This is a genomic window from Kribbella sp. NPDC055110 (assembly GCF_053607525.1).
Window position 1 is genome coordinate 39,669 of sequence record NZ_JBSGTS010000029.1, and the last position, 25,007, is coordinate 64,675.

General features: G+C 68.5%; 26 protein-coding genes and 1 tRNA gene. 15 read left to right on the forward strand and 12 right to left on the reverse strand.

Going from position 1 to position 25,007, the window contains the following annotated elements; genetic code table 11:
* The first annotated feature begins 1 nt into the window (after nt 1).
* Nucleotides 2-592 (forward strand): hypothetical protein, encoded by a 591-nt coding sequence (locus tag ACWF0M_RS32350; protein ID WP_452239534.1) that lies wholly within the window; start codon nt 2-4, stop codon nt 590-592.
* A 76-nt stretch (nt 593-668) separates the two neighbouring features.
* Here ACWF0M_RS32350 and ACWF0M_RS32355 read toward each other — a convergent pair whose 3' ends face one another.
* Both ACWF0M_RS32355 and ACWF0M_RS32360 read right to left on the reverse strand, forming a co-directional pair.
* The gene (locus ACWF0M_RS32355; RefSeq protein ID WP_452239535.1) at nt 669-1,268 is read right to left on the reverse strand and encodes a transcriptional regulator; all 600 of its coding nucleotides are present in this window, start codon (nt 1,266-1,268) and stop codon (nt 669-671) included.
* On the reverse strand, nt 1,268-1,651 hold the full coding sequence (locus ACWF0M_RS32360; protein WP_452239536.1) for a hypothetical protein: 384 nt from the start codon (nt 1,649-1,651) through the stop codon (nt 1,268-1,270). The genes ACWF0M_RS32355 and ACWF0M_RS32360 overlap by 1 nt, the downstream gene beginning before the upstream one ends.
* Before the next feature lie 72 nt (nt 1,652-1,723).
* Between ACWF0M_RS32360 and ACWF0M_RS32365 the strand changes: the two genes are divergently transcribed.
* Complete coding sequence (locus ACWF0M_RS32365) at nt 1,724-2,923, forward strand: PEP/pyruvate-binding domain-containing protein (protein WP_452239537.1); 1,200 nt, start codon at nt 1,724-1,726, stop codon at nt 2,921-2,923.
* Nucleotides 2,924-2,959: 36 nt separating this feature from the next.
* On the opposite strand, the gene ACWF0M_RS32370 is transcribed toward ACWF0M_RS32365, so the two are convergent.
* From ACWF0M_RS32370 to bcp, 3 genes are all read right to left on the reverse strand, one after another.
* Nucleotides 2,960-3,040 (reverse strand) — tRNA-Leu (locus ACWF0M_RS32370).
* Nucleotides 3,041-3,102: 62 nt separating this feature from the next.
* Complete coding sequence (locus ACWF0M_RS32375; protein WP_452239538.1) at nt 3,103-4,734, reverse strand: substrate-binding domain-containing protein; 1,632 nt, start codon at nt 4,732-4,734, stop codon at nt 3,103-3,105.
* Between the two features lie 325 nt (nt 4,735-5,059).
* A complete protein-coding gene (bcp, locus tag ACWF0M_RS32380; RefSeq protein WP_452239539.1) occupies nt 5,060-5,527 on the reverse strand; it encodes a thioredoxin-dependent thiol peroxidase in 468 nt (155 codons plus the stop codon).
* 101 nt (nt 5,528-5,628) lie between these two features.
* On the opposite strand from bcp, the gene ACWF0M_RS32385 reads away from it, so the two are divergent.
* The 6 genes from ACWF0M_RS32385 to ACWF0M_RS32410 all read left to right on the forward strand — a co-directional run bounded on the left by ACWF0M_RS32385 (nt 5,629) and on the right by ACWF0M_RS32410 (nt 10,730).
* Complete coding sequence (locus ACWF0M_RS32385; protein WP_452239540.1) at nt 5,629-7,206, forward strand: circularly permuted type 2 ATP-grasp protein; 1,578 nt, start codon at nt 5,629-5,631, stop codon at nt 7,204-7,206.
* Nucleotides 7,207-7,222: 16 nt separating this feature from the next.
* Complete coding sequence (locus ACWF0M_RS32390; protein ID WP_410790254.1) at nt 7,223-8,167, forward strand: alpha-E domain-containing protein; 945 nt, start codon at nt 7,223-7,225, stop codon at nt 8,165-8,167.
* The gene (locus ACWF0M_RS32395; RefSeq protein WP_452239541.1) at nt 8,164-9,006 is read left to right on the forward strand and encodes a transglutaminase family protein; all 843 of its coding nucleotides are present in this window, start codon (nt 8,164-8,166) and stop codon (nt 9,004-9,006) included. Before ACWF0M_RS32390 ends, ACWF0M_RS32395 begins: the two co-directional genes overlap by 4 nt.
* A 4-nt stretch (nt 9,007-9,010) precedes the next feature.
* Complete coding sequence (locus ACWF0M_RS32400) at nt 9,011-10,054, forward strand: glucose 1-dehydrogenase (protein ID WP_452239542.1); 1,044 nt, start codon at nt 9,011-9,013, stop codon at nt 10,052-10,054.
* Nucleotides 10,055-10,131: 77 nt separating this feature from the next.
* Nucleotides 10,132-10,395: a DUF3618 domain-containing protein gene (locus tag ACWF0M_RS32405; RefSeq protein WP_130381886.1), complete on the forward strand. Its 264-nt coding sequence runs from the start codon at nt 10,132-10,134 to the stop codon at nt 10,393-10,395.
* A complete protein-coding gene (locus ACWF0M_RS32410) occupies nt 10,392-10,730 on the forward strand; it encodes a GroES family chaperonin (protein ID WP_130381884.1) in 339 nt (112 codons plus the stop codon). Before ACWF0M_RS32405 ends, ACWF0M_RS32410 begins: the two co-directional genes overlap by 4 nt.
* On the opposite strand, the gene ACWF0M_RS32415 is transcribed toward ACWF0M_RS32410, so the two are convergent.
* Nucleotides 10,721-11,806 carry an FAD-dependent oxidoreductase gene (locus ACWF0M_RS32415; protein WP_452239543.1) on the reverse strand — a complete coding sequence of 362 codons (1,086 nt, stop codon included), beginning with the start codon at nt 11,804-11,806 and terminating at the stop codon, nt 10,721-10,723. The two genes, ACWF0M_RS32410 and ACWF0M_RS32415, sit on opposite strands and share 10 nt — an antisense overlap.
* A gap of 95 nt (nt 11,807-11,901) precedes the next feature.
* Here ACWF0M_RS32415 and dapC point away from each other — a divergent pair, with 95 nt between their 5' ends.
* The 6 genes from dapC (at nt 11,902) to ACWF0M_RS32445 (ending at nt 18,397) form a co-directional block, all read left to right on the forward strand.
* The gene (gene dapC, locus ACWF0M_RS32420; protein ID WP_452239592.1) at nt 11,902-13,002 is read left to right on the forward strand and encodes a succinyldiaminopimelate transaminase; all 1,101 of its coding nucleotides are present in this window, start codon (nt 11,902-11,904) and stop codon (nt 13,000-13,002) included.
* A 246-nt stretch (nt 13,003-13,248) separates the two neighbouring features.
* Nucleotides 13,249-14,394 carry a M15 family metallopeptidase gene (locus ACWF0M_RS32425; RefSeq protein WP_452239544.1) on the forward strand — a complete coding sequence of 382 codons (1,146 nt, stop codon included), beginning with the start codon at nt 13,249-13,251 and terminating at the stop codon, nt 14,392-14,394.
* 128 nt (nt 14,395-14,522) lie between these two features.
* Nucleotides 14,523-15,167: a hypothetical protein gene (locus tag ACWF0M_RS32430; protein ID WP_452239545.1), complete on the forward strand. Its 645-nt coding sequence runs from the start codon at nt 14,523-14,525 to the stop codon at nt 15,165-15,167.
* A gap of 42 nt (nt 15,168-15,209) precedes the next feature.
* Nucleotides 15,210-16,376, forward strand: a complete 1,167-nt coding sequence (locus tag ACWF0M_RS32435; RefSeq protein WP_452239546.1) for an amino acid deaminase/aldolase — start codon at nt 15,210-15,212, stop codon at nt 16,374-16,376.
* Complete coding sequence (locus tag ACWF0M_RS32440; protein WP_452239547.1) at nt 16,373-17,674, forward strand: D-arabinono-1,4-lactone oxidase; 1,302 nt, start codon at nt 16,373-16,375, stop codon at nt 17,672-17,674. Before ACWF0M_RS32435 ends, ACWF0M_RS32440 begins: the two co-directional genes overlap by 4 nt.
* Nucleotides 17,675-17,683: 9 nt before the next feature.
* Nucleotides 17,684-18,397: a PIG-L deacetylase family protein gene (locus ACWF0M_RS32445; RefSeq protein ID WP_452239548.1), complete on the forward strand. Its 714-nt coding sequence runs from the start codon at nt 17,684-17,686 to the stop codon at nt 18,395-18,397.
* Here the strand turns inward: ACWF0M_RS32445 and ACWF0M_RS32450 are convergent.
* From ACWF0M_RS32450 to ACWF0M_RS32470, 5 genes are all read right to left on the reverse strand, one after another.
* A complete protein-coding gene (locus ACWF0M_RS32450) occupies nt 18,387-18,794 on the reverse strand; it encodes a hypothetical protein (RefSeq protein WP_452239549.1) in 408 nt (135 codons plus the stop codon). The two genes, ACWF0M_RS32445 and ACWF0M_RS32450, sit on opposite strands and share 11 nt — an antisense overlap.
* Nucleotides 18,795-18,840: 46 nt before the next feature.
* Nucleotides 18,841-19,770 carry an alpha/beta fold hydrolase gene (locus ACWF0M_RS32455; RefSeq protein WP_452239550.1) on the reverse strand — a complete coding sequence of 310 codons (930 nt, stop codon included), beginning with the start codon at nt 19,768-19,770 and terminating at the stop codon, nt 18,841-18,843.
* Between the two features lie 25 nt (nt 19,771-19,795).
* Complete coding sequence (locus ACWF0M_RS32460; RefSeq protein WP_452239551.1) at nt 19,796-20,332, reverse strand: DUF6817 domain-containing protein; 537 nt, start codon at nt 20,330-20,332, stop codon at nt 19,796-19,798.
* A gap of 591 nt (nt 20,333-20,923) precedes the next feature.
* A complete protein-coding gene (locus ACWF0M_RS32465; RefSeq protein WP_452239552.1) occupies nt 20,924-21,376 on the reverse strand; it encodes a DUF6319 family protein in 453 nt (150 codons plus the stop codon).
* Nucleotides 21,377-21,416: 40 nt separating this feature from the next.
* On the reverse strand, nt 21,417-22,034 hold the full coding sequence (locus ACWF0M_RS32470) for a TetR family transcriptional regulator (protein WP_452239553.1): 618 nt from the start codon (nt 22,032-22,034) through the stop codon (nt 21,417-21,419).
* A gap of 70 nt (nt 22,035-22,104) precedes the next feature.
* On the opposite strand from ACWF0M_RS32470, the gene ACWF0M_RS32475 reads away from it, so the two are divergent.
* Nucleotides 22,105-23,511, forward strand: a complete 1,407-nt coding sequence (locus tag ACWF0M_RS32475; protein WP_452239554.1) for an MFS transporter — start codon at nt 22,105-22,107, stop codon at nt 23,509-23,511.
* On the opposite strand, the gene gndA is transcribed toward ACWF0M_RS32475, so the two are convergent.
* On the reverse strand, nt 23,469-24,908 hold the full coding sequence (gndA, locus tag ACWF0M_RS32480; protein ID WP_452239555.1) for an NADP-dependent phosphogluconate dehydrogenase: 1,440 nt from the start codon (nt 24,906-24,908) through the stop codon (nt 23,469-23,471). The two genes, ACWF0M_RS32475 and gndA, sit on opposite strands and share 43 nt — an antisense overlap.
* Nucleotides 24,909-25,007: the final 99 nt, after the last annotated feature.

The window sequence follows — 25,007 nt, forward strand, 5'->3', positions numbered from 1 at the left end:
CATGTTGTTCGCTGGATCGGACAAGGACGGTGTCGAGAGCGGGCAGATCACCGTGGCGTACCGGCGGTGGGCCGAGCCGCGGGTGGTCGAAGGGCGGATCTACCGGACGAACGCCGGCCGGATCGAGATCGACAGCATCCGCCCGGTGAACCCGGAGCTGATCGCCGACAACGACCCGGACGTGGCGCTCGCGGACCGGCAGAACGCCAGGGACGTACGGCGCCGGCTGCGGGGCGATGACACGCTGCCGACGTACCTGATCCGCTTCCACCTGGTCGAGGGTCCGGACCCGCGCGAGGAGTTGGCCGCGCAGACGTCGTTGACCCCGGAGGATGTGGACGACCTGCGGGCGCGGCTGACCCAGTTCGATCAGCTCAGTAGCCACGGACCGTGGACGGTCGAGACGCTCCGGCTCATCCAGACCACGCCCGCGACCCGAGCCGCGGACCTCGCGGCCGCCGTCGGGCGCGAGACGGCGCCGTTCAAACTCGACGTACGCAAGCTGAAGAACCTCGGCCTCACCTACAGCCTCGAAGTCGGCTACCGCCTCTCCCCCCGCGGCGCCGCCCTCTTGGATGCCCTAGGCAACTAGTCGCCGCGGTGACTTGGGGAGGGTTTTCTACCCGATCCGGGAAGAAAACCTCCCCAACCACACCGTCGTCGTCTGGCTAGGGCTCGTCGCCGCGGTGCAGGTTGAGGGTGGCGAGCAGGTCCTCGTGGAGCTCGAACCAGACGCGGTGGCACGAGTCGACGTCGCTGCGATCGACCCAGGCGGTCTCGCCTGCCGTGGCGCGTGCCAGCGCGTGGGAGAAGCGGGTGTCGTAGCCGTCGAACCGCGGTAACACCTCCGTCAACCGTTGCGCGATGCTTCCGAGCGCACCGTCGAGCACCTTGAGCTCGTGCAACACCCCGGCGTCCCATTCGGGGTCGGTGTGGTCGTTCGCGGCGAGTGGGTCGGTCGCTGTCGGGCGCAACTGCCAGTCCGTGCAGGCCTGCTGGAGCATGCCGTTCAGCGGCAGGAACTCGGCGTACACCTTGCTGATGGCGTCGACGTCGGTCAGCTCGGCCTTGAGTAGGCGCTCGTTCTGCGCGCGACCTGCTTCGGTGAGCGACCAGCCCGACGTACCCGCGAAGCTGCTGTACGTCGTCCACCCGCGCGACTCGGCATCCTTCAAGGTGTCCTCGACGCCCCGCAGTTCGAAACGTCGCGCGATCGCGTCGGTGTCCGCGAAGCCTAGTAGGCGGACCGCGTGCAGTACGAGGTGCATCAGGTGTCCTGCCGCGCGGCCAGGCGGTTGAACCGCTGCTGACAGGCCTGCGGCGAGCTGAACCCCATCGCGTCGGCCATGTCCGCCCAGGTCAGCCCCGCACTCCTCGCCATGAACAGCAGACCAGCCTCGACCTCGTCGACCTCCGCCCGGGCGGCCGGCAACAACGCTAGCGCTGCTAGCAGATCGTCGTCGCTCAGCTCGGCGGCTCGCCAGGCCGCGAACTGGGTGAGATCCACGGCAGACAACGGGATCGGCGCCGGCCGCCACGGTCGGGATGGCAGGTCCTTCGCGCCTCGGTCGAGCAGTTGCTCCCAGGCCTCGCGCTGCCGTTCGGCCTGTGCCTGGTCCGCGGTCGCCGCCGCGTCCTGCTTGCGTCGCATCCGCCTACAGTGGATCATCAACATTCCGTTGTCAATGTTTTGTTGTCAACATTTCGTTGATGGGAGCTTCACATGCTGGTGCCGCTCGCCGCCGCAACCACCGACCGCTGCGGCGCCAAAGCAGCCACCCTCGCCACCCTCCTCCGCAATCACCTACCAGTCCCCGAAGCCATCGTCATCCCGTTCGGCGCCGAGAAAGCGGGCGCCGCGCTCGTCGACGGCCTGCCGGACGGGCTCGTCGAGGGGATCTCGCGGTGGCTTGCGAGTGTGGGGGATCCGCCGGTCGCCGTCCGGTCGTCGGCCGCGAACGAGGACACCGCCCTCGCCTCGGCAGCGGGCCAGCACGACAGCTTCCTCGGCGTACAAGGGATTGCTGCTGTGGTCGACGCCGTACGCGCCTGCTGGGCGTCCGTGTGGTCCGCGCGCGCAACGGCGTACCGCAACGGATCCGAGGCTCCGGCGATGGCGGTCATCATCCAGCGTCATCTGGACGCGGACGTCTCCGGCGTGATGTTCACCAACGCGAACGGCTCCACGCTCATCGAGTCCTCCTGGGGCCTGGGCCCAAGCATCGTCGAAGGCCGCGTAACCCCCGACCGCTACCAGGTCACCGCGGCCGGCACAGTCACGCGCGCAATCGCCGACAAGCTCACGTCCCTAGACCGCCAAGGGTCCAGCCTGACAGTCCGCCAGGTCCCCACCGACCAACGCCGTACGCCGACCCTCACCGACGCCACCGCCGTACAACTAGCAGCGCTAGCCCATTCAGTCACCAGGCTCCTAGGCACCCCCCAAGACATCGAATGGTCCCTAACCACCAACACCCCCTGGCTCCTACAATCCCGCCCCATCACAACCCAACCCCCCGCCACCACCCAAGCGTCCGTCAGCCCAGCCCCCGTCAGCCCCGCGCCCGTGAGCGCCCCCGCGCCCTTCACCGGCGACCAGACGGGCCCGCGTTTGCTGACAGGCATCCCAGGCAGCCACGGCACCGCAACCGGCCCCGCCAGAGTCGTCCGAGGCCCAGCCGACTTCCCCCAGGTCCGCCCCGGCGACATCCTCATCTGCCCCTTCACCGACCCAGCCTGGACGCCCCTCCTCTCCATAGCCGCCGGCGTAATCACCGAACAAGGCGGCCTCCTGTCCCACGCCGCCATAGTCGCCCGAGAACAAGGCATCCCCGCAGTCCTAGCCGTCCCCCAAGCCACCACCCAAATCCCCACCAACACCCCAACCACCCTCAACGGCACCAAAGGCACCATCCACCTCTGACGCGCGACGGCCTGCAACCGGAGGTCCAACTGGTTGTGCCAGAGGCGGGAGTTGAACCCGCACGCCCGGGGGCGCCGGCACCTAAAGCCGGTGTGTCTGCCGTTCCACCACTCTGGCTGAGGAGGGCTGGTGCCTCCCCTGGGTAGACATCCTAGGGGAGGCGACGGCCTTCGACGGGATCAGCGGCTCTGGAGGGCGTCGATGAAGACGTTCTTCAGGTCGCTGGGGTTGCGGGCGACGTACGCCGCGCCGCCGGTGGCGCCTGCGAGCGCGCTGAGTTCGTCCGCGTTCGCTTCGGGGCCCATACCCAGGGCGATGATGCGGACCGGGCGGGACGGGTCCTGCTGGGCCTTGAGGGCCTGGACGGCCTCGGCCAGCGTCGGGCTGCCGGGGTCGTCGTTCTTGCCGTCGGTGAACAGCAGGACCGTGTTGACCGCGTTCGACTTGTACTCCAGCCGGACCTGGCGGACCGCGGCGATCGCGGTGTCGTACAGCCCGGTGCCGCCGTTCGGGATCGGGTGCTGGATCTTCAACTGGTCGACGATCTTGCCGCGCTGCCGCTTGGACAGCGGTGCGATCGGCACCAGCGGTTTGTAGTCGGCCTTGTCCTTGCCGATGGTCGTCGAGAACGTCCACAGGCCCAGTTCGGCGCTGTCCGGGAACAGGTTGAGGCCGCCGGCGGCCGCCTCGATCGTGAGCTGCATCCGGGTCTTGGTGCCGACCTTCTCCGCCATCGAACCGGAGATGTCGATGACTGCCAGCGAGTGTGTGGACAGGGACAGCCGGGTCCAGTTCTGCAGCGTGGTGTCGATCGCCTCGCTGGTCGGCTTGGTCAGCTGGTTCACGTCGCCGACGCCGCGACCGCCGCCGAGCGGGTTCAGCGTGGTGTCCCGGAATCCGGCCGTGTCACGTGCCTGCGTGGCAGTGTCGGTGAGCAGTTCTGTGGCCAGCGCCTGGGCGGCGTCGTTCGCCGAGTTGGTGTCGGACTTCGCCGTGACCACGATCGGGTAGTCCAGGTACAGCGTGCCGGTGTCCGGCTGGATCGCCCGCAGCTGCGCCTCGGGATGCGCTTCCTGGTACTTCACGAAGGCCTGCTCGGACGCCGGTACGACGGTCTTGCTGCCGTCCTGGTCCGCGCGGCCGAACAGCGCGTTGACGTCCGTGAACGGCTTGGCCATCGACCCGAGCTTCTGGGCCAGCGGGACGACCAACTGCGAGACCGCACCGTCGGACGCCGACGTCTTCTGCCGCTCGCTCTGCACCGCCAGCAGCGTGAGTGCGCCGGGGGAGGTGTTCAGCGGGTCGAGCAGGGCCGGCTCGTTGGCGGCCATGATGCGTAGCCAGGACGAGGTGTCCGCGAAGTTCTCGCGGCGGCCGACGATGACCATCGGCGACGTGGCGATCGAGGCGACCGCGATGCTCGGAACGCTTTGGCCGTCGTCGGCCTGGGCGACCCACAGCGACGAGTCCGGAACCCACAGGTCCGGCCGGTTGTCGCTGCCGTGCGCGACGTCCCGCGCGATCTGTGCCGACGGTGCCGCGGTGATGGTGACCTGCAGGCACGGGGTGCCGTCCTTACCGCCCTTGGCCGCCAGCGACTTGGCCGCGGCTTCGAGCGAGGACTGCATCTCGGGCGTGGTGGCCAGCTGGATCTGCGTCGGGTCGGCGCAGGCCTTGCCGCCGCCGAGGAACCCGTCGGCGCCCGCCTGGGACCCGAAGGAGCGGACGACGAAGACGGCGCCCAACGACAGCACCAGTAGCCCGACCGCGGTGATGTACACCGAGCGACGGTTGTTGTTGGTTCGCGTCACCGCAGAGGAATGTTTTCCCATCGCGGCAGGTCCCTCCCTCCCAGAGGCAGACTGCGCGCGCAGATTACCCGGTTTCCGCACGTGACGGCGAAGACCGCCAACGGTCGTGACACACCCGTCGCTGAACCGGAACCGTCCCCGGAGTACGGCTCTTTCACAGGAACGCTTAAAAACTCACCGAGAGTGCCGACTCCGCTGCGATCCGCTGAGATGTTGATGTGACCCAAATCACAGCGGTAGTTTGCTTCAAACGACCGTTCCATGGACCAACGTCATGAAACGGTCGAATGTTTCCCTCCGAAAAGGTCCCCGGTGAGGTGCCTTTTCACAATCCCAGGTCGCGGCGCAGCTTCGCGACGTGACCGGTCGCCTTCACGTTGTACTGCGCGATCGCGACCTTCCCGTCCGGGTCGACGACGAACGTGGACCGGATCACGCCGGTCACCTTCTTCCCGTACATGGTCTTCTCGCCGAACGCACCGTACGCCTCCAGCACCGCCTTGTCCGGGTCGCTGAGCAGCGGGAACGTCACGCCGTCACGCTCCCGGAACTTCGCCAGCTTGGCCGGCTTGTCGGGGGAGATCCCGAGGACGGCGTACCCGGCGGCCTGCAACGAGTCCAGCGAGTCCCGGAAGTCGCAGGCCTGCTTGGTGCAGCCCGGGGTCATCGCGGCCGGATAGAAGTAGACGATCACGTTCTTTCCGCGCAGGTCCGCCAGTGCCACGTCGTTGCCGTCGGCATCGGGCAGGGTGAAGTCGGGCGCGGTGTCGCCGACGGACAGACGATCGGACATCAGGTCCTCCACGGGGTAGGTCTACTGCGCGCAATGTTACGTGCGGAAGAACAGAGCCCTGTCGGGGTGCGAGCCGGCGGTTCGTGGGTGAAGATGCGCAGATGAGCCGCGCATCCTCCCGCCAGTTGTTCGACGGCTACCTGGACCCGCGTCGTCCGCATGCCGGGGCGTACGACGAGATGTTCGATCCGGTCGACGGCGTGCGTACGGCGTACAAGCGGCTGCACGACTCGCTGCAGCCGTTGCAGCCCGCGGACCTGACGACCCGGTCCGAGGCGCTGGACCGGGCGCTCGTCGACCAGGGGATCACGTTCAGCCTGTCGGGGGAGGAGCGGCCGTTCCCGCTCGACCTGGTGCCGCGGGTGATCACGGCGTCGGAGTGGTCGCGGCTGGAACGTGGCGTCGTACAGCGAGTGCGGGCGCTGGAGGCGTTCCTCGCCGACATCTACGGCGAGCAGCAGATCGTTGCGGACGGCGTACTGCCGCGCCGGCTGATCACCTCCTGTGAACACTTCCACCGGCAGGCAGCCGGGATCGCACCACCGAACGGTGTCCGCATCCACGTCGCTGGGATCGACGTGGTGCGTGACGAGCAGGGCGACTTCCGCGTGCTCGAGGACAACCTCCGCAGCCCGTCTGGCGTTTCGTACGTGATGGAGAACCGCCGGACGATGGCGCGGGTGTTTCCGGACCTGTTCGCGAAACACCGGGTCCGTGCGGTCGGCGACTACGCCGTACACCTGCTCCGGTCGTTGCGGGCCGCGGCACCGGGCGTGACCGACCCGAACGTCGTCGTACTGACACCAGGCGTTTACAACTCGGCGTACTTCGAGCACTCGCTGCTGGCGCGCCAGATGGGGGTGGAGCTGGTCGAGGGGCGGGACCTGCTGGCCCGTAACAACGTCATCTACCTGCGGACGACGGAAGGCGAGCAGCGGGTCGACGTGATCTACCGGCGGATCGACGACGAGTTCCTGGACCCGGTGCAGTTCGTTCCGGACTCCGTGCTCGGTGTGGCCGGTCTGGTGAACGCAGCACGCGCAGGCAACGTAGTGATCGCCAATGCGATCGGCAACGGTGTCGGTGACGACAAACTGATCTACACGTACCTGCCGGAGATCCTGAAGTACTACCTCGGTGAAACGCCGCTGCTGCCGAACGTCGACACGTACCGGTGCTGGCTGCCCGCAGAGCAGGCGGAAGTACAGGACCGCCTGGACGAGCTGGTCACCAAGCCGGTGGAGGGCTCCGGTGGGTACGGCATCGTGTTCGGGCCGGATGCGTCGCCCAAGGAGCTCCAGGCGCAGCGGCGGCGCATCAGGGCCAATCCGCGCGGCTGGATCGCGCAACCCGTCGTACAGCTGTCCACTGTGCCGACGAAGGTGGGTGAACGGCTGCAGCCGCGACATGTGGACCTGCGGCCGTTCGCGGTCAACGACGGCGAGGACGTGTTCGTACTGCCGGGTGGACTGACCAGAGTGGCGATTCCCGAGGGCAGTCTGATCGTCAACTCGTCACAGGGCGGCGGGTCCAAGGACACGTGGGTGCTGGCGCCCAGAGCGTCCGAGGAGGACGCGGAGCTTCGTGGGCCCGGTCTGGGGACACCTGCTCTGAAATCGGACAGTACGCCGGAGCGGGGTCCCGAACTGAACGTCGCCCAACAGCAGCAGCAACAGTGATGGGGAGGTTCTGACGATGCTCGCACGCAACGCCGAGTCGCTGTATTGGATCGGCCGGTACGTCGAACGCGCGGACGACACCGCCCGGATCCTCGACGTCTCGGTCCACCAACTGCTCGAGGACGCCACCGTCGACGCGGACACGGCCAGCCGCCGGCTGCTCTCGGTCCTCGGCATCACTCCACCCGACGGCAGCGAGCTGGACGTATGGGGGCTGACCGAGCTGGTCGCGATGTCACCGGAGACCGGGTCGATCGTGTCCTCGATCGCCAGCGCACGGGAGAACACCCGGGTCGCGCGTGAGGTGGTGTCGAGCGAGCTGTGGCAGTGCATCAACGCGATGTGGAACGCCGTACCGGAGCGGCAGCGCGCTGCGCGCCGGGTGGGGCCGCACGAGTTCTTCACGTTCGTGGAGGACCGGGCCGCGATGTTCGCCGGGCTGGCCGACTCCACGATGAGCCGCGACGACGGCTGGCGGTTCCTGGTGCTCGGGCGGTCGGTGGAGCGGGTGGACATGCTTGTCCGGCTGCTGATGTCCCGGGTGGGCGACCGGCCCACGTCGCCCGGCTGGGTGACGGTACTGCGTTCTGCGGGTGCGCACGACACGTACCTGCGGACGTACCGCGGTGCGCTCGACGCGTCCCGGGTGGTGCAGTTCTTGTTGCTGGATCGGCTGTTCCCGCGGTCGGTGTTCCACGCGCTGCAGCAGGCGGAGTCCTGTTTGGAGGACCTCGACCACGGGCCGTCGGCACGGATCGGTGCGGGTGCTGAGGCGTCGCGGTTGCTGGGGAAGGCGCGCAGCGATCTGGAGTTCCTGCAGCCGGCGGAGCTGCTGGACAACCTGACCGGCAGACTGCAGGCGCTGCAGACGACGGTCCGCGACGTCGGTGAGGCAGTGTCGCGGCAGTACTTCCATGCGGTGCCGTGGATCGAGTGGAACAACACGGAGGTGAACCTGTGAACTGGCGCCTCCGCGTCGTGCACACGACGGGCTACCGCTACGCGACGGCCGTTACGCAGTCCTACAACGAAGCCAGATTGACACCAAGCCATGACGACCGGCAGAACCTCATGGTGGCCCGGCTGGAGACGATCCCCGCGGCTCGCGCGTACAAGTACACGGACTACTGGGGTACCGAGGTCAACTCCTTCGACCTGCACACCCCGCACACCGAACTGAAGGTGATCGCGGCCTCAGTCGTCGAGACGAGCGACCAAGCCCCACCGTCCGCTGACGTCACCTGGGTGCAGCTGAAGGCACCTGACGTTCTGGACGCGTACGGCGAGTACCTCGAGTGGACCACCTACGTCCCGAGACACCGGGAGCTGTCCGCGGTCGCCCGCTCTTTGCGCAGGGGCTGTACGCCAGAGGAGACCGTGCTCGCGGTGTCCAAGTGGGTCCACGACACCCTGAAGTACCAGCGCGGCACCACTGGTGTGCACTCGTCCGCTGTCGACGCGTGGCAGGCCGGTGAGGGGGTGTGCCAGGACTACGCGCACCTGACGCTGGCCATGCTGCGTGCGGTCGGCATCCCGAGCCGGTACGTGTCCGGTTACCTGCACACGAAGCCGGACGCGGCAGTGGGCGAGAAGGTGGTCGGCGAGAGCCATGCGTGGGTGGAGGCGTGGACCGGTGAGTGGTGGGGTTTCGACCCGACCAACGACATCTCGATCGGGCACCGGCACGTGTGGGTGGCGACCGGCCGGGACTACGCGGACGTGTCGCCCCTGAAGGGCATCTACTCCGGTGAGGCCGCGACGGCCATCGAGGTGACCGTCGACATGACCCGGTTAGCCTGAGCCGATGCGGGCCATGACAGTCACACCGGGGAAGTCCGACTCGGCGACAGTGGGCGACGTCCCTGAACCTCCCGTCGTCGACGGGTCGATCCTGGTGGAGGGCCTGCTGACGGGCATCTGCGGGACCGACATCGAGCTGGTCTCCGGAGCATTCGGCAGCGGCCGGCCAGGTGCCGACCACCTCGTCATCGGCCATGAGTCGCTCGGACGTGTGCTGGAGGCACCTGTCGGCTCTGGCTTCACCACTGGGGACCTGGTCGCCGGAGTAGTACGCCGACCCGACCCGGTGCCCTGTCCGGCGTGTGCACGGGGCGAGTGGGACTTCTGCCGCAACGGGCAGTACACCGAGCGCGGGATCAAGGAGATGGACGGGTACGGCGCTGAGCGCTGGCGGGTCGACCCGTACTTCGCCGTACCGGTGCCTGCTGCGCTGGGAGAGCTCGGTGTGCTCGTGGAGCCGGCCAGCATCCTCACCAAGGCGTGGGAGCAAGTGGACCGGGTCGGAGCCCGGTCGTGGTTCGCTCCGCAGCACGTACTCGTGACAGGTGCCGGACCGATCGGTTTGCTCGCCGCACTGATCGCGCGGCAGCGCGGGTACGACGTACACGTGCTGGATCGGGTTGAGGACGGGCCGAAGCCAGAGCTGGTACGGGCGCTTGGCGGGACGTACCTCACCGACCTGGGGCAGCTGGACGTCGTACCGGATGTGGTGATCGAGGCAACGGGTGCTGGCCAGCTGGTGTTCGACTGTGCGTCGCTGCTACCGCCTGCTGGTGTCATGTGCCTGGCTGGGATCCACCCCGGTCCGGCGACTGTCGACGTACAGCTCGACGCGCTGGTCCGGCAACTGGTGGTCCGCAACGCTGCCCTGGTCGGGACGGTGAACGCAGGGAAGAGGCACTACGCGGACGCCGTGGAGGTGTTGCTGGCCGCGGACCGGGACTGGCTGGAGCGGCTGATCACCCGGACCGTGCCGCTGTCCGAGTGGCCGGACGCATTGGTGCGGGAACCGGATGACATCAAGGTGGTCGTGGACTTGCGGGGATGACCTGCGAGGATGGTGGGTGACAGGGGCAGAGCGGGCCATCCCCCCAGCTGGCCCGCCGATGGAAGGAGCGCCGACACGTGTCGGACACGAAGGCTCGGACCGCCGAGCAGATCGAGGCGGACATCGCCGCCACCCGGGCGCGCCTGGCCTCGACCGTGGACGAGCTGGTCGACCGGGCGAACCCGAAGAACGTCGCCCTGCGGCAGGTCGAGCAGGCCAAGTCGCAGGTCTTCGACGAGCAGGGTCAGCTGCGGACCCAGAAGATCGTCGCGGTCGCCGGTGCGGTCGTCGGCGTGGTCGGCGTACTCCTCGTGATCCGCCGCCTGGTGGGTCGCCGGTGACTTCACGCAAACGGCTGTCCGACGACAAGCTCCCGATCCGGATGCTGCACGACCGCGTCCTGGTCTCCCTCGAGCAGGAGGGCGAGCGGAAGTCGTCGGCGGGCATCCTGATCCCCGCCACCGCGCAGATGGGCCGCCGCCTCTCCTGGGCGAAGGTGGTCGCGATCGGCGCGAACGTGCGGACGGTCGAGGTCGACGACCGGGTGCTGTTCGACCCGGAGGACCGGGCCGAGGTGGAGGTGCGCGGCGACGACTACATCCTGCTGCGCGAGCGCGACCTGCACGCGGTGGCCGCGGGCCGCCTGGAGGACGGCCAGACCGGCCTCTACCTCTGAAACCCCTGAAATCTGAAGCGCGCCGGCGTCTGAGCTGGATTCTGGGCGTCGCCAGTGACCAGATCGCGGACGAACGCGCCCACGAGCGGCACGAACTTGAACCCCTGGCCGGAGAACCCGGCGGCGACCGTGATCGGTCCGGCGCGGTCGATCACGAAGTCGGACGTCGGGGTGTTGTCGTAGAGACAGCTGATCGCCGTGGACCGGTGGGGATCCAGCCCCGGGTACCACTGCTCGACGTACTGCAGCAGGGCCAGGTCCCGCTCCGGTTCCGGCAGGAAGTCGCGCTGGTCGGGGTCCACCTCCGGCCCGGTCGCGTGCATTCCGACCTTGACCCCGGAGCCCGGCTCGAACAGGCCGTAGCTGGTCGGGCCGTGGTGTACGAAGCTCGGCCACTCCAGCTCGTCTGAGAGCGGTGCGAAGAACCGCGGCTGCTCCTGCGTCACGGTGAACGGTGGCAACGGCACCAGTCCCTCCACCAGCTTCGGAGTCCACGGTCCAGTCGCCAGTACGACGTGCCGTGCCCGCACCGCGCCCCCTGGTACGTCGAGCTCCACCAAACAGTCATGAGTCCGCAGGGCCCGTACTGGTGACTGCACGCGGAACTCGGCGCCCAACCGGCCAGCCACGACCTGTAGCGCGTGAACGGTCCGGTCGGCGTACAACCGACCTGACCCCGGCTGGTACAGCACCGGAGTCTCGAACCGGAACCCGGGCCACCGCTCCGCAGCCTCTGCCGCCGGCAGCACCGCCCCGGTTGCCCCGTGCAACGACCGGAAGGCGTCGACTGCCGCCTCACTCATCCCGTGGTCGATCCCACCGGTCTCCTCGAGCAGGGTCTCGCCCGACTCCGCCTCCAGCTCCCGCCACAGCGGCCGCGCCCGCTCCGTCAGCTCAGCAACCTCGGCGTCGTCCGCAGCCGGCCGGAACAACCGTGTCGCCCCGTGCGAGCCACCCAGCTCGTGCCCGAGCGTGAACTGCTCCAGTACGACGACCTCTCGCCCGGCCGCGGCCAGTGCCCGCGCCGCAGCCGACCCCATCGCGCCGGCCCCCACCACTGCCACGTCATAGGTCATTCGGTCACCCCCTGTCCGCCCCCTGTCAACGCTGATCGTAGTGATGTGGACAGCCGATCTCAGCTGCCGAGCGTGTAGGGGAGAATGGGCGGGTGATCTTCGAGACCTCCAGCCGGTTGCCAGACTTCCCGTGGGACAAGCTCGCCCCGTACAAGCAGAAGGCGACTGAGCATCCCGACGGGATCGTTGACCTGTCGGTGGGTAGTCCTGTCGACCCGGTGCCCGCGCTGGTGAAGCAGGCGCTGGCCGACGCGGCGGACGCCCCGGCGTACCCGACGACGATCGGTACGTCGGCGGCGCGGCTGGCAGCTGTGGACTGGATGGCGCGGCGGCTGGACGTGACCGGCGTCGACCCGCAGAGCGGCGTACTGCCCGTGATCGGCACCAAGGAGCTGATCATGATGCTGCCGACGCTGCTCGGCATCGGGGCCGGTGACACCGTCCTCATCCCGGACCTGGCGTACCCGACGTACGAGGCCGGTGCGGCGCTGGCCCGTGCGCACAGCGTGCCCGTCGCGGACCCGACGACGTACGGCGGGCCGGTCCGGGTCGCGTACCTGAACTCTCCGCGCAACCCGTCCGGTGAGATCACCCCGGCAGCCGATCTGCGGCGTGCGGTCGAGTGGGCGCGAGCGAACGACGTACTGCTGGTCAGCGACGAGTGCTACACCGAGTTCGGCTGGGACGAGAAGCCTGTGTCGGTGCTGCACCCGGACGTGTCCGGTGGCAGCTTCGACAACCTGCTGGCGGTGCACTCGCTGTCCAAGCGCTCCAACCTGGCCGGGTACCGCGCTGGCTTCGTCGCCGGTGACCCGACCGTCGTGGCCGAGCTGCTCGCCGTACGCAAGCACGCCGGGCTGATGGTGCCGTCGCCGATCCAGGCCGCGATGGCTGCCGCGTTCGCCGACGACGCGCATGTCGAGGAGCAGCGCGCTCGCTACCTGCGTCGCCGTGCGGTACTGCGGGACGCGCTGACCGATGCGGGCTGGGAGATCACCCTGTCCAACGGCGGGCTGTACCTGTGGGCGTCGCACCCGTCGTACGACGCGTACGGCTCTGTCGGCGCGCTGGCGGACCGGGGGATCCTCGTCGCACCTGGCGCGTTCTACGGGACCGCGGGTGACCGGCACGTCCGCGTCGCGCTCACCGGGACCGACGAGCGCATCGACGCCGCGGTGAAGAGACTGCAGGACTGAAAGAACTTCCCGTCTTCGTGTGACGTCTCCCCTGTGTGACTGCCTCTTATAGGGGCAGGTGTTGTCCAGCGGAGGGGGAGGCGGATGAAACGCGTCGTCGGGGTGGCGGTAGCGGTTCTGCTGAGTCTTGGGTCGGTCGGGGTGGCTCATGCGGACGAAAGCCCTTCGCCGAGTGTCACACCGTCTGTGACTCCTACTGAAACGCCAACCGCAACGCCTACTCCCACACCGACGCCTACGCCAGCAGTGACTCCGGCGGCGGCTTGGTCGATCTCGCTGGACCAGCCGGCCGCGTCCTGGGAGGACAAGCCGACTGTCTTCACCGGCAAGATCAGCCAGCCGATCACCGGCTCGTACATCACGCTGTGGCAGCGCGTCCCCGGCGCCTGGGTGCTGCGCGCCTCGACCCGGACCACGACGGGCGGCGTCTACAAGTTCAGCTTCGTGTCGGCGTCCACGGGCACCTGGGCGTTCCGCACGATGATCGGGGTCAAGGCCGAGACGGCGCTCGCGATCTCGGACTACCGCACGGTGCCGATCCAGGACCGGAAGATCCTGATCAACACCCCGGCGTCCTGGTACGCGACGCTGACCGGCGTCTCGGTCACCGGCCGGATGGTGCCGGCCGAGCCGGGCAAGGAGCTCGCGCTGCAGGAGTACCTCGGCAGCGGCGTGTGGCGACTGCTGAACATCGGCACGATGGATGCAGGAGGCAACTTCCGGCTGCGGGTTCCCGACGACGTGCCGTCGACGCGGACCGTCCGCGTCGTGACGCGGTACGTCGCGCAGCCCGCGATGGAGTACTCCGGCCTCGCGAAGATCGTCGTCAAGGCGGCGCTGAACCCCAAGGTGTACGCCGTCTCCGCCGCGATGGTGCCGAGCACGTATCGCGCCGGATGCCCCGTGAAGCCGTCGTCGCTGCGGCTGCTGCAACTGAGCTACTGGGGTTTCGACGGCCGCGTGCACCGCGGTGAGCTGATCCTGCGGGACGCCGCGGTGGCGAAGATGATCACCGTGTGGACCTCGACGCTCGCGTCGAAGTTCCCGATTCGGCAGATGCGCCGGGTGGACGTGTTCGGCGGCAGCGACATCAAGTCGATGGCGGCCGACAACACGTCCGCGTTCAACTGCCGCCGGGTCACGGGTGACCCGTACTCGCTGTCGCCGCACTCGTACGGGTGGGCGATCGACATCAACACCGTGGAGAACCCGTACCTGGCCGCGAACGGCGTCTGGTACCCGTCGAACGGGCTGGCGTACCGCACGCGTACGCCGGCGCGTCCCGGCATGCTCTTCGCGAGCAGCGTGCCGACGAAGGCACTGGTCGGCCAGGGATACTTCTGGGGCGCAGGCTGGGCGAAGCCCGACTACCAGCACTTCGAGCCGAAGTGAAAGCACTAGTGGTTGCTAGTGCCCTGGCAGCCGTTCTTGTCGGCTGCAGTTCCAACTCGGCCGCCCAAGAGCCCACACCGACGCCTACACCGACCCCGATACCTACCGTGGTCGGCGGGACGGTCCCGGTGCCCACCAACACGCTGAGCTCCACCAAGCCGACAGATGCGGCCGTACCGCCGGAGGTGCCCGAGCAGGCGACCGCACCGCCTCCGGCCAACGCCGGTCCGCTCACCGCAGCCAACCTCCCGGCACCTGACAAGCTCGGCCCGGGCTGGAAGACCTACACAGACCCAGGTGGCGCAGAGGCCGGTTTCATCGGCAACAACACCTGGACCCGCCGCCGCGACCCACACCAGGCCTCCTACGAAGCACTGCCCTCCGGCTGCGCCGGCCAGCCAGTCAACGGCTCGCTGCCAGTTCCCGCGCACGCCCTTACCGGCAGCTACCGCACAGCCGAGGCGCAGCCCGCTACCGCCCTCCTGCTCCGGTTCGATACGTCCGCGCAGGCGCAGACGTACTACAGCGGCTACAACCACCGGATGAAGGCTTGCGGATCGGGTGGCGACCTGTCTGTCGAACAGTTGTGGGCCACCACCACAGCTACTGCCGCGGTTCGTGCATACGCCGCAGCCGAGTCGTACGTAGACCTCTCGGTGGTCCGCGGCTCCACAGTCGCCCTCCTGGCAACCACCTCCGCCCAACCGGACAAACAGTCCGACTGGGCGCACACCGTCGTACCGAGCTTGGAAGCCGTGATCGACGAATCCTAAAGTTGTATTACCTTTCAGTATTTCGTGTCCTACACTCCGGTTATGGGTGACTTCGACCGGTATGCCCGCCTGACCGCGCGGCTGGACGCGCCGTACGCGGTGATCGACCTCGCCGCGTTCCAGCGGAACGCCGACGATCTGGTCCGGCGCGCCGCCGGTACGCCGATCCGGATCGCCTCCAAGTCGGTCCGCTGTCGCGCGCTGATCACGGCCGCGCTCGAGCGGCCCGGGTTCCACGGCGTGATGAGCTACGCGCTGCCCGAGGCGCTCTGGCTGGCCCGCAACGGTGTCGACGACATCCTGCTCGGCTATCCGACGACCCACCGGACCGCGCTCCGCGAGCTCTCCGAGGACCCCGAGGCGGCGTCCCGGATCACGCTGATGATCGACTCGCCGGAGCACCTCGGGTACGTCAGGGCCGCCGCGACCGGCACCGCCCGGATCCAGATCTGCCTCGACGTCGACGCCTCGTTGCGCATCTTCGGCCAGCATCTCGGCGTACGGCGCTCGCCGCTGCGGACCCCGTCCGAGGTCGCGGCGCTGGCCCGTACCGTCGCCGCCGACGACGCGTTCGAGCTCACCGGCGTGATGTTCTACGAGGCGCAGATCGCCGGGCTGCCCGACACGTCGCCGGCCGTTCGCTGGGTGAAGCGCCGTTCGGCCGCTGAGCTCGCCGATCGCCGCGGCGCGGTCGTCGACGCGGTAAAGCAGGTCGCGCCGCTCCGGATCGTCAACAGTGGCGGGACTGGCAGCCTGGAGATCAGCAGTGCGGACCCGGTCGTCACCGAGGTCACCGCCGGCTCCGGTCTGTACGGTCCGACCCTGTTCGACAAGTACGACGTATTCCAGCCCGAGCACGCGATGGCTTACGTGCTGGACGTCGTACGGCGGCCCGCGCCGCGGATCGTCACGCTCTTCGGCGGTGGGTACGTGGCGTCGGGGCCGGCGAAGAAGTCGCGGCTGCCGCTGCCCGCTGCGCCGTCCGGACTGAAGCTGCTGGGCACCGAAGGCGCCGGCGAGGTGCAGACTCCGGTCCAGGGACAATCGGCCGATCGGCTACATATTGGCGACAGAGTGTGGATGCGCTACGCGAAAGCCGGCGAGATGCTGGAGCGGTTCGACGTCGTGCACGCGATCGGCTCGGATGGGTCGAGGGATGAGGTGAAGGAACTCCTCACCTACCGCGGCGAAGGGAAGAACTTCGGATGAGCACCTGGCGGAACTGGGCCGGCACCGAGTCGGCGACCGGCATCGAGACCCTGCGTCCGGGCTCGGCCGACGAGCTTGCGGCAGCGGTCAAGTCCGCGGCTGAGCAGGGCAAGAAGCTCAAGGCCGTCGGGTCCGGGCACTCGTTCACCGGTTGCGGGGTGCCGCAGCAGGTGATGATCCGGCTGGACGGCCTGTCCTCGATCGTCAACGCCGACAAGGACTCCGGCCGGGTCACGGTCGGCGCGGGCACCGGGCTGCGGAAGCTGAACGCGGGCCTGGCGGCGTTCGACCTTGCGATGGCGAACCTCGGCGACATCGACAAGCAAACCGTCGCCGGCGCGATCTCAACCGGCACGCACGGGACCGGTGCGCGGCTCGGGGGCCTGGCCACGCAGGTCGTCGCGCTCGACCTGGTCACTGCGGACGGTTCGGTGCTGCACTGCTCGGCGGAGGAGAACCCGGACGTGTTCGCCGCGGCCCGGGTCTCGGTCGGTGCGCTCGGGGTGATCAGCTCGCTGACCTTGCAGTGCGTTCCGGCGTTCCTGCTGCGTGCGCAGGAGATGCCGCTGCCGCTCGCCGAGGTCCTGGACGGTTTCGACGAACTTGCCGACGGCAACGACCACTTCGAGTTCTACTGGTTCCCGCACACCGACATCGCGCTGACCAAGCGGAACAACCGGGTCGGCCCGGGCGTCGGCGCCTCGCCGGTCGGCCGGGTCCGCGGCTGGATCGACGACGAGTTGCTGTCCAACAAGGTCTTCGAGCTGACGAATCGGCTCGCGATGCGGCGGCCCGGTGTGGTGCCGCGGATCAACCAGCTCGCCTCGCGCGCGCTGTCGGCCCGGGAGTACGTCGACGCGTCGTACAAGGTGTTCTGTTCCGAGCGCAACGTGATCTTCCGCGAGTCGGAGTACGCCGTACCGCGCGAGCATGTCGTCGACGTGATCCGCCGGTTGCGCGAGTGGATCGACGCGTCGGGGTCACGGATCCCGTTCCCGATCGAGGTCCGGGTGGCCGCGCCAGACGACATCTGGCTGTCCACGGCATCCGGGCGCGAGACGGCGTACGTCGCCATCCACCAGTACCACCGGCTGGCGCACGACCCGTACTTCCGGGCCTTCGAGAACATCGTCGCCGACTACGATGGCCGGCCGCACTGGGGCAAGCTGCACACCCTCACCGCGGACGACCTGCGCGGCCGCTACCCGCGCTTCGACGACTTCCTCGCGGTCCGCGACCGGCTCGACCCGCAACGCACGTTCGATAATGCCTACACCCGTCAGGTCTTCGGGGATTAGCCTGCGGGCATGAGTACTCTCGAGCCTGTCGTCGAGGACTGGCAGAAGGCGCTGGCTGTCGTCGCGCATCCGGACGACCTCGAGTTCGGTACGGCGGCCGCGATCGCGCGCTGGACCGCACAGGGCAAGCAGATCGTCTACTGCCTGCTGACCTCCGGCGAGGCGGGGATCGACGGCGTCGACCCGGCCGAGTGCGCCTCGCTGCGCGAGGCCGAACAGATCGAGTCGTCCCGGATCGTCGGCGTCTCCGCGGTCGAGTTCCTCGGCCAGCCCGACGGCACCATCGAGTACGGCGTCGCGCTCCGCCGCGTGATCACCGCCGCGATCCGCCGGCACCAGCCGGAGATCGTCATCACGAACAACTTCCGCGACACCTGGGACGGCGACGCCCTGCTCAACCAGGCCGACCACATCAGCACCGGCCGCGCCACGCTCGACGCGGTCCGGGACGCCGCGAACCGGTGGATCTTCACCGACGCCGGCGACAAGTGGGACGGCGTACGGCAAGTGTGGGCGGCCGGCTCACCCGACGCGCGGCACGGAGTCGACACCACCGGCACGTTCGACATCGGAGTGCAGTCGCTGAAGGCGCACAAGGCCTACATCGACGGGCTGAACTGGCCGAACTTCGATCCGGAGGAGTTCCTCGAAGGCACGTCCCGCCCGGCCGGTACTCAGCTGGGCACGAAGTACGGCACGCGGTTCGAGGTGTTCACTCCTTGAGGTAGGCCTGCAGATGCGGCGGCGCCGGCTTCGGACGCCGCGGCTCGCGGTCGCCCGCGGTGCCAGGCCCGGGCGGGTTGTTCGGGCCGACCCAGGAGCGGACCAGCGCACGACCGCCCTTGCGGGTCATCCGGTGCAGGTCGATCTGCTGGACCTGACTGGCCGGGATCCCGAGCTGGGCGAGGCTCCGGTTCGCCATCGCGCAGGCGGTGTCGTGCTTACGCGACGACATCTTCTGCTGCAGGACGACCGCGATCGACCCGTCCGGCAGGTCCTCGATCCGCTGGAACCGCAGGCCCTTGTCCAAGGACCACGAGTTCAGGGCGAGGTCGATGTAGTCGGCGTTGGACAGTCGACGATCGGGCTTCGCGCGCGCAACCACTTCGTAACGGGCCATATCCCGATCATCCGTCGGCAACCGCCGGATTTCCAGAAATCTGCGATCAGCGAAGTGCGTTGATCGCGGCCGCCACCTCGGCCGGGCTGGAGATCGGGGTGAGGTGGTTTGCGTTCGGGATCAGCGTCGGCGCGGGGGCTCCGATGCGGGTCGCGGTCGCGGTCGGGTTGCCGCCGTTCGTGTCGTCGACGCCGAAAACGACCGCTTTCGGGAGCTTCAGAGCGCTCAGCTTCGCCAGCCGCTCGGGCGCGACCGCGGGGATGCCGTGCGCGGTCATCTGCCAGACCGCCTTCTCGGCGCCTTGCTGCCGGAACGGGCGGGTCCAGTCGTCGACAACCATGTCCGGGCAGTCCGGGGAGCAGACGCTGTTGTAGATCTTCTTCAGCAGCCAGCCCTGGTCGAGCACCAGCCGAAACAGCGACGTCCGGTACGGCGGGACGATCAGCCACCGCGGCGGCCCGGCTTGCCCGCCCGGCAACGGCAGCCCGTCACCGTCGAGGAACATGATCCCGCCGATCCGGTCCGGCGCCTCCAGCGTCGCCTCGGCCGCGATCCCGGCGCCGAGCGAGTGCCCGACCAGGATCGGCCGCGGCTCACCCGGCCCGCCGAGGTGCATCGCGTCCAGGAACCCGAGCAGCTGCGCCGCGAGACGCTCGATCGTGTACGGCGCCTTGCGCTCGGAGTACCCGTAGCCGGTGATGTCGTACGCGTACACGCGATGGTTGGTGGCGAGCAGCGGTACCAGCCGCGACCACGTGTCGACGGACTCCGCTGCACCGTGGACGAGTACGACGGGTGTTCCCGACGTACCCCAGGTGTCGTAGCGCGTGTTGATGTCGCCGGCCCGCACGTACTTGAGGCCTGGTGGTGGTGCTGCGGTCCCGTTGGTGACGAGGTTGTAGCTGAGTGATGCCGCGGTGACGATCAGCCAGAGCCCGAGAAGTCCGAAGAACCCCCGCCACAGGAACCGTTTCACAGGCCCCAGTCTTACAGGCCCCTGTTTACAGCTGCAGGATGCGCTGGGACTCGGTGAGGACCGCCGGGGAGGCGAGGGACTGCCAGCGCGGGATCTGTTCGGCGAGGAACGGGCCCAGCTTGAGCGCACGTTTGGCGTCGTGGTCGAGGACGTCGAGCTCGTTGACGATCGTCAGGTCGACGAAGTCGCGGAGGTCGTCGGCGCCGAGCTCCTCCGACGTGCCGGTGAAGCGGTCCGCCACGGTGCGGTGCTCGGCGAGGTCGCGCCAGGTGGTCTCCCGGTCGCAGGCGCCGTACCGGTAGACGATCAGCTCGGCCTCGGTGCCGATCACCGACTCCAGGACCGGGCGCTCGGTCTGCCAGTCGAAGAGGTGCGTCGGGAAGCCGTCGGTCCCGTACGCGGCGTGGGCGAGCCCGGCCAGCACCAGGGTGTCGGACGCACCGAGGGAGCTGAGCCGCTTGGCCACGCGATGCAGGTGGACGTACAGGCTTCCGCCCGCATGGTCGATCTCGTCGGCGCCGCGCACCAGCAGCAGCGAACCCAAGTCCTCGAAAGTGCTCATCTGACCCCTTCTCACCCCGGAGCGGCCAAACCCCTCGACCAGATCAAAGGCCCCACCGACCGGCCCAGGTCACCCACGGTAAGGCCAACTCCCCGCCCCCGCCCACCACCCCGGCGTGCCGCGTAAGTCACATCCCGTTCATGCCCCGTTCCCGGGCCCCGGTGCATAGGAACTGGTGTCGCCGGACAGCAAATAACCTGTTCAACGCACCCACCACGCGGGCGCACCCCCGGTTCTCGCCCGTGCGCCGCCAGTCCGTTGCGTCGCCCCAGGTTCTGTCCACCACTCCAGGAGGCGCCCGTCAGGTTGTTGCGGTGGGCAACGGGGTTGGTGGGTCGCAGGTTTGCTCGGCGAGCAACTGGAGGACCGGGCTCGCGGCGCGTCTGGAGCAGGTGAGGCGAGGACAGCTCCAGTAAATCTCAGAACCCGCCCGCAACCACCTCACACGGTTGCGGACGGGTTCTGCATTTCCTGCCCGTGGTTGATCAGGGAAGGTGACCGACCAGGGGGAGCCTGTCGTCGGGATCAGGCGGAGCTCAGTCGAGGCCCAGCCGGACTCAGTCGAAGCTCGGTCGGGGCCTCGGCGGCGGCTCAGTCGAGGTCGGCGAGGGCTTTGCGGGCGGCATCCAGTTCGGCTTCGAGGGCGGCGACCTTGGCGGCCTGCTGGGAGCGGGCCTCCTCGATGACCTCGTCGATCGGGGTCGAGAGGTCCTCGTGCAGCTCCTTGGCCGCGCGCGACACCGCGGCCGCGGCGACGGCCAGGTCGCGAGCCAGGTACGTCGTGCCCTGCTTCAGCTCGGCGCGCCACTCGCCGTCCGCCGTCCCGGTGACGGTCAGCGTCAGCTCGATGGTCTTGGTCTTCTTGGTCGCAGCCTTCTTGGCCGGCGCCTTCTTCGGCTTCACAGCCTCGCCGGACTCGGCCGGCGCTGCGTCGGACGGTGCTGGGGTAGAGGTGGATTCGGCGGCGGCCGTCGACCGGTTGACCGGGTCGGGAGTGTCGGTGAGGTCGGACGGCGTCTCAACTGCCAGAGTGTCTACAGTCATCGTTGCGGCGATCTCCTTCGGAACTGGCGCTGGACGACTATTAGAACACATGTTCGATAGGCACGCCAACCAGCCTGTGCAGAAACCGGTCGACCTGGTCCTGCAAGGGCGGCAGATCGGCCTCCGGCTCGTTGATGCGGATCGAGACCGCGCCGTGCACCGCCGAGCGCAGGTCGAGCGCCACGGCCGCCGCGTCGTCCGCCGGCGCGAGCCCCGCGTCCATGCAGGCCTGGACGGCGGCGGTCGCCCGGATCGACAGTTCCTCCTTGAAGACCAGATGCATCCGCCGGTTCAGCGTGCTCTCGTGCAGCACCTTGTAGAGGCCGGCGTACTCACGCGTCCAGCTGCCGAGGAACAGGAGTCGCGCGCGTAGCCGACGTACCGGATCGTCGCCGCCGCTCGCTTCGGCCTGCTCGAGGTCGCGCAGGAGATCGACAGTGCTCTGCTCGAGCGCCGCGAACACGAGCTCGTCGCGGTCGGTGAAGTGGATGTACACCGAGGTCGCCGCGATCCCGACCTCGCGGGCGACCGCGCGCAGCGAGAGCGCCTCGTCGTCGCCGAGCTCGTTCAGCATCCGCAGTGCGGCGTCGATGATCTCGCGCCGGAGCAGCTCGCCCTGCCCGCGCCGGTTCCGGCTCCGCGTCGTCCCTGCGTCCATGGATCCGATTGTATTGCAACGCACGTTGCCTTACAGTCGTAGCACTACAGCTGTTCACTTAAGGATGACGATGAGCGAACTCGAAGAACAGATCGCACTTCCGCAGGTCGTGGAGCGGCGGTGGTGGGCGTTGGGGGCGGTGGCGACGGCGCAGTTGATGGTGGGGATCGATCTGACGATCGTGAACATCGCGTTGCCGTCGATGCAGCAGGACCTGGGACTGTCGGATCCGTCGCGGCAGTGGGTGATCACCCTGTTCGCATTGGGGTACGGCGGACTCCTGCTGCTCGGTGGACGGATGAGCGACCTGATCGGGCGTCGGCGAGCGCTCCTGATCGGGCTGACCGGATTCGCACTGGCCTCCGCGCTGGGCGGGGCAGCGACCACTGGCGCGATGCTGCTGACCGGACGTGCATTGCAGGGCGTCTTCGGCGCGTTGCTGACCCCAGCGGTGCTGGCAACGCTCGCAGCCTCGTTCCCGGCACCAGCGGAGCGTGGAAAGGCGTTCGGGATCTACGGCGCCGTCATGGGCAGTGCGTCTGGACTGGGCGTCCTGGCCGGCGGCGTGCTGACGGAGTACCTGGACTGGCGCTGGTCCATGTACGTCAACCTCCCCATCGCTGCACTGGCCGCGGCAGGTGTCCTGTACGCCGTACCTCCGGTCCAGCGCACTCCAGGCGTGCGAGTCGACGTACTGGGTGCGCTGCTGGCCACCACTGGGTTGATGGCAGTGGTGTTCGGATTCGCCCGAGCAGAGTCGGATGGGTGGGGCGCGCCCGCGACGTACGCGCCCTTGGCTGCCGGTGTGGCACTCCTAGGCGCGTTCCTGGCTGTCCAAGCGCGCGTGGCCTCTCCGCTCTTGCCGCTGAGGATTCTCAGAGACCGGAAGCGAGGTGGCTCGTACCTGGCCGTCTTCAGCCTGGCGATCGGCATGTTCGCCGCGCTGTTCTTCCTGACCTTCTACCTGCAGACCGTCCGCCACTACTCGCCGATCCGGGCAGGTCTGAGCTTCCTGCCGCTGACAGTCGGACTGATGGTCGGTGTACGTGCAGTGAGCCGCCTGCTGGCCAAGGTGAGCGTCCGCGCACTCATCTGCCCAGGACTCCTCACCATCGCAGCAGGTCTCGCACTGCTCGGCCTCCTGCGCGCTGACTCCAACTACTGGCTGCAGGTCATGCCTGTGTTCCTGCTGGTCGGTCTAGGCACCGGCTGGGTCCTAGTCACCGCCAACAGCACTGCCACCCTCGGCGCCGGCTCCGACAGTGCAGTGGCCGGCGCCATGGTCATGACGTCCCAGCAGGTCGGCGCATCACTGGGTACGGCGCTGCTCAGCACAGTCGCCGGAACAGTGGCCGCGCACTCCGACGTCGTCCACGGGTTCAACGTGGCCGGCGTCGGAGCGGCAGGCTTCCTCTGTGTTGCTGCGCTTGCTGTCTACGCGGTCGTCTCGGAGCGGTCGCCGGACCACTCCAGGTGATAGCTGCCCTCGCGGTCGACGCGCTTGTAGGTGTGCGCTCCGAACAGGTCGCGCAGCCCCTGGATGAGCGCAGCGGGTAGCCGCTCGGCGCGCAGACCGTCGTAGTACGAGAGCGCGGCCGAGAAACCGGGTGCCGGTACGCCGATCGTCGCCGCCGTCGCGACAACCCGTCGCCAGGCCTCCTGCCCGCTGGCAACTGCTTCCTTGAAGTAGTCGTCCACGAGCAGCGAGGGCAGCGACGGGTTCCGGTCGTAGGCCTCCGTGACGCGGTCCAGGAACCGCGCCCGGATGATGCAGCCGCCCCGCCAGATCTTCGCCATCGCGCCGAGGTCGATGTTCCAGTCGTACTCGTCGCTGGCCGCGCGGATCGCGTCGAAGCCCTGGGCGTAGGCCACGATCTTCGACGAGTACAGCGCGTGCCGTACGTCGTCGATGAACGCGTCCCGGTCGACCTCCGCCTTCACGTCCCCGGGCCCGGGCAGTACGCCGGCCGCGGCTTCCCGCCGTACGACGTCACCCGACAGCGACCGTGCGAACACCGCCTCGGCCATGCCGCTCACCGGGATGCCCAGGTCGAGCGCGGACTGCACGGTCCAGCGGCCGGTGCCCTTCTGTTCCGCCTGGTCGAGGACGATGTCCACGAAGGCGCCGCCCGTGGTGGGATCGGTCTGGCTGAGGACCTCGGCGGTGATCTCGATCAGGAACGACTCGAGGTCGCCGGTGTTCCACTCCCGGAACACGTCCGCGAGCTCCGCCGGGGACAGGCCGAGCACCTGCCGGAGCAGGTCGTAGGCCTCCGCGATCAGCTGCATGTCGGCGTACTCGATGCCGTTGTGCAGCATCTTCACGAAATGGCCGGCGCCGTCCGGACCGACGTGCACGCAGCACGGCTCGCCGTTCACGTGCGCGGAGATCTTGGTCAGCATCGGCTCCAGCGCCGCGTACGACTCCGGGGAGCCGCCCGGCATGATGCTCGGGCCGTTCAGCGCGCCCTCCTCGCCGCCGGAGACGCCGCTGCCGACGAAGTGCAGGCCCTTCTCCTTCAGCGCGCTCTCCCGGCGCCGCGTGTCGAGGAAGTGCGCGTTACCGGCGTCGACGACGATGTCGCCCTCGGCGAGCAGCGGCACCAGTTCGTCGATAACCGCGTCGGTCGGTGCGCCGGCCTTGACCATGATGATCACCTTGCGCGGCTGCTCCAGCGACTCGACGAAGCTCGCGAGGTCGGTGGAGGGGATGAACTCGCCCTCGGAGCCGAACTCCGCGACCAGCGCGTCGGTGCGGGCCTGGGAGCGGTTGTGGAGGGCGACGCGGAACCCGTTGCGCGCGAGGTTCCGGGCCAGGTTACGTCCCATCACCGCGAGGCCGGTCACGCCGATCTGGGCTTTGGCAGAACTCATCGAAATCTCCCGCAGTCTCGAGTTGTGTGCGGGGTCCAGTCTGCCTGAGCCCTTCTCAACCACAAACATCGGTGGTAAACATCTCAGAAATCGATTTCC

Bases quoted from the DNA above. Each gene is read 5' to 3' on its own strand.
- ACWF0M_RS32390 (WP_410790254.1), top strand. From the start codon at position 7,223: ATGCTCGCACGCAACGCCGAGTCGCTGTATTGGATCGGCCGGTACGTC.
- ACWF0M_RS32440 (WP_452239547.1), top strand. From the start codon at position 16,373: ATGAGCACCTGGCGGAACTGGGCCGGCACCGAGTCGGCGACCGGCATC.
- ACWF0M_RS32415 (WP_452239543.1), bottom strand. From the start codon at position 11,806: ATGACCTATGACGTGGCAGTGGTGGGGGCCGGCGCGATGGGGTCGGCT.
- ACWF0M_RS32400 (WP_452239542.1), top strand. From the start codon at position 9,011: ATGCGGGCCATGACAGTCACACCGGGGAAGTCCGACTCGGCGACAGTG.
- bcp (WP_452239539.1), bottom strand. From the start codon at position 5,527: ATGTCCGATCGTCTGTCCGTCGGCGACACCGCGCCCGACTTCACCCTG.
- ACWF0M_RS32460 (WP_452239551.1), bottom strand. From the start codon at position 20,332: ATGAGCACTTTCGAGGACTTGGGTTCGCTGCTGCTGGTGCGCGGCGCC.
- ACWF0M_RS32475 (WP_452239554.1), top strand. From the start codon at position 22,105: ATGAGCGAACTCGAAGAACAGATCGCACTTCCGCAGGTCGTGGAGCGG.
- ACWF0M_RS32435 (WP_452239546.1), top strand. From the start codon at position 15,210: ATGGGTGACTTCGACCGGTATGCCCGCCTGACCGCGCGGCTGGACGCG.
- ACWF0M_RS32385 (WP_452239540.1), top strand. From the start codon at position 5,629: ATGAGCCGCGCATCCTCCCGCCAGTTGTTCGACGGCTACCTGGACCCG.
- ACWF0M_RS32450 (WP_452239549.1), bottom strand. From the start codon at position 18,794: ATGGCCCGTTACGAAGTGGTTGCGCGCGCGAAGCCCGATCGTCGACTG.
- ACWF0M_RS32365 (WP_452239537.1), top strand. From the start codon at position 1,724: ATGCTGGTGCCGCTCGCCGCCGCAACCACCGACCGCTGCGGCGCCAAA.
- ACWF0M_RS32465 (WP_452239552.1), bottom strand. From the start codon at position 21,376: ATGACTGTAGACACTCTGGCAGTTGAGACGCCGTCCGACCTCACCGAC.
- ACWF0M_RS32445 (WP_452239548.1), top strand. From the start codon at position 17,684: ATGAGTACTCTCGAGCCTGTCGTCGAGGACTGGCAGAAGGCGCTGGCT.
- ACWF0M_RS32470 (WP_452239553.1), bottom strand. From the start codon at position 22,034: ATGGACGCAGGGACGACGCGGAGCCGGAACCGGCGCGGGCAGGGCGAG.
- gndA (WP_452239555.1), bottom strand. From the start codon at position 24,908: ATGAGTTCTGCCAAAGCCCAGATCGGCGTGACCGGCCTCGCGGTGATG.
- ACWF0M_RS32350 (WP_452239534.1), top strand. From the start codon at position 2: ATGTTGTTCGCTGGATCGGACAAGGACGGTGTCGAGAGCGGGCAGATC.
- ACWF0M_RS32355 (WP_452239535.1), bottom strand. From the start codon at position 1,268: ATGCACCTCGTACTGCACGCGGTCCGCCTACTAGGCTTCGCGGACACC.
- ACWF0M_RS32360 (WP_452239536.1), bottom strand. From the start codon at position 1,651: ATGCGACGCAAGCAGGACGCGGCGGCGACCGCGGACCAGGCACAGGCC.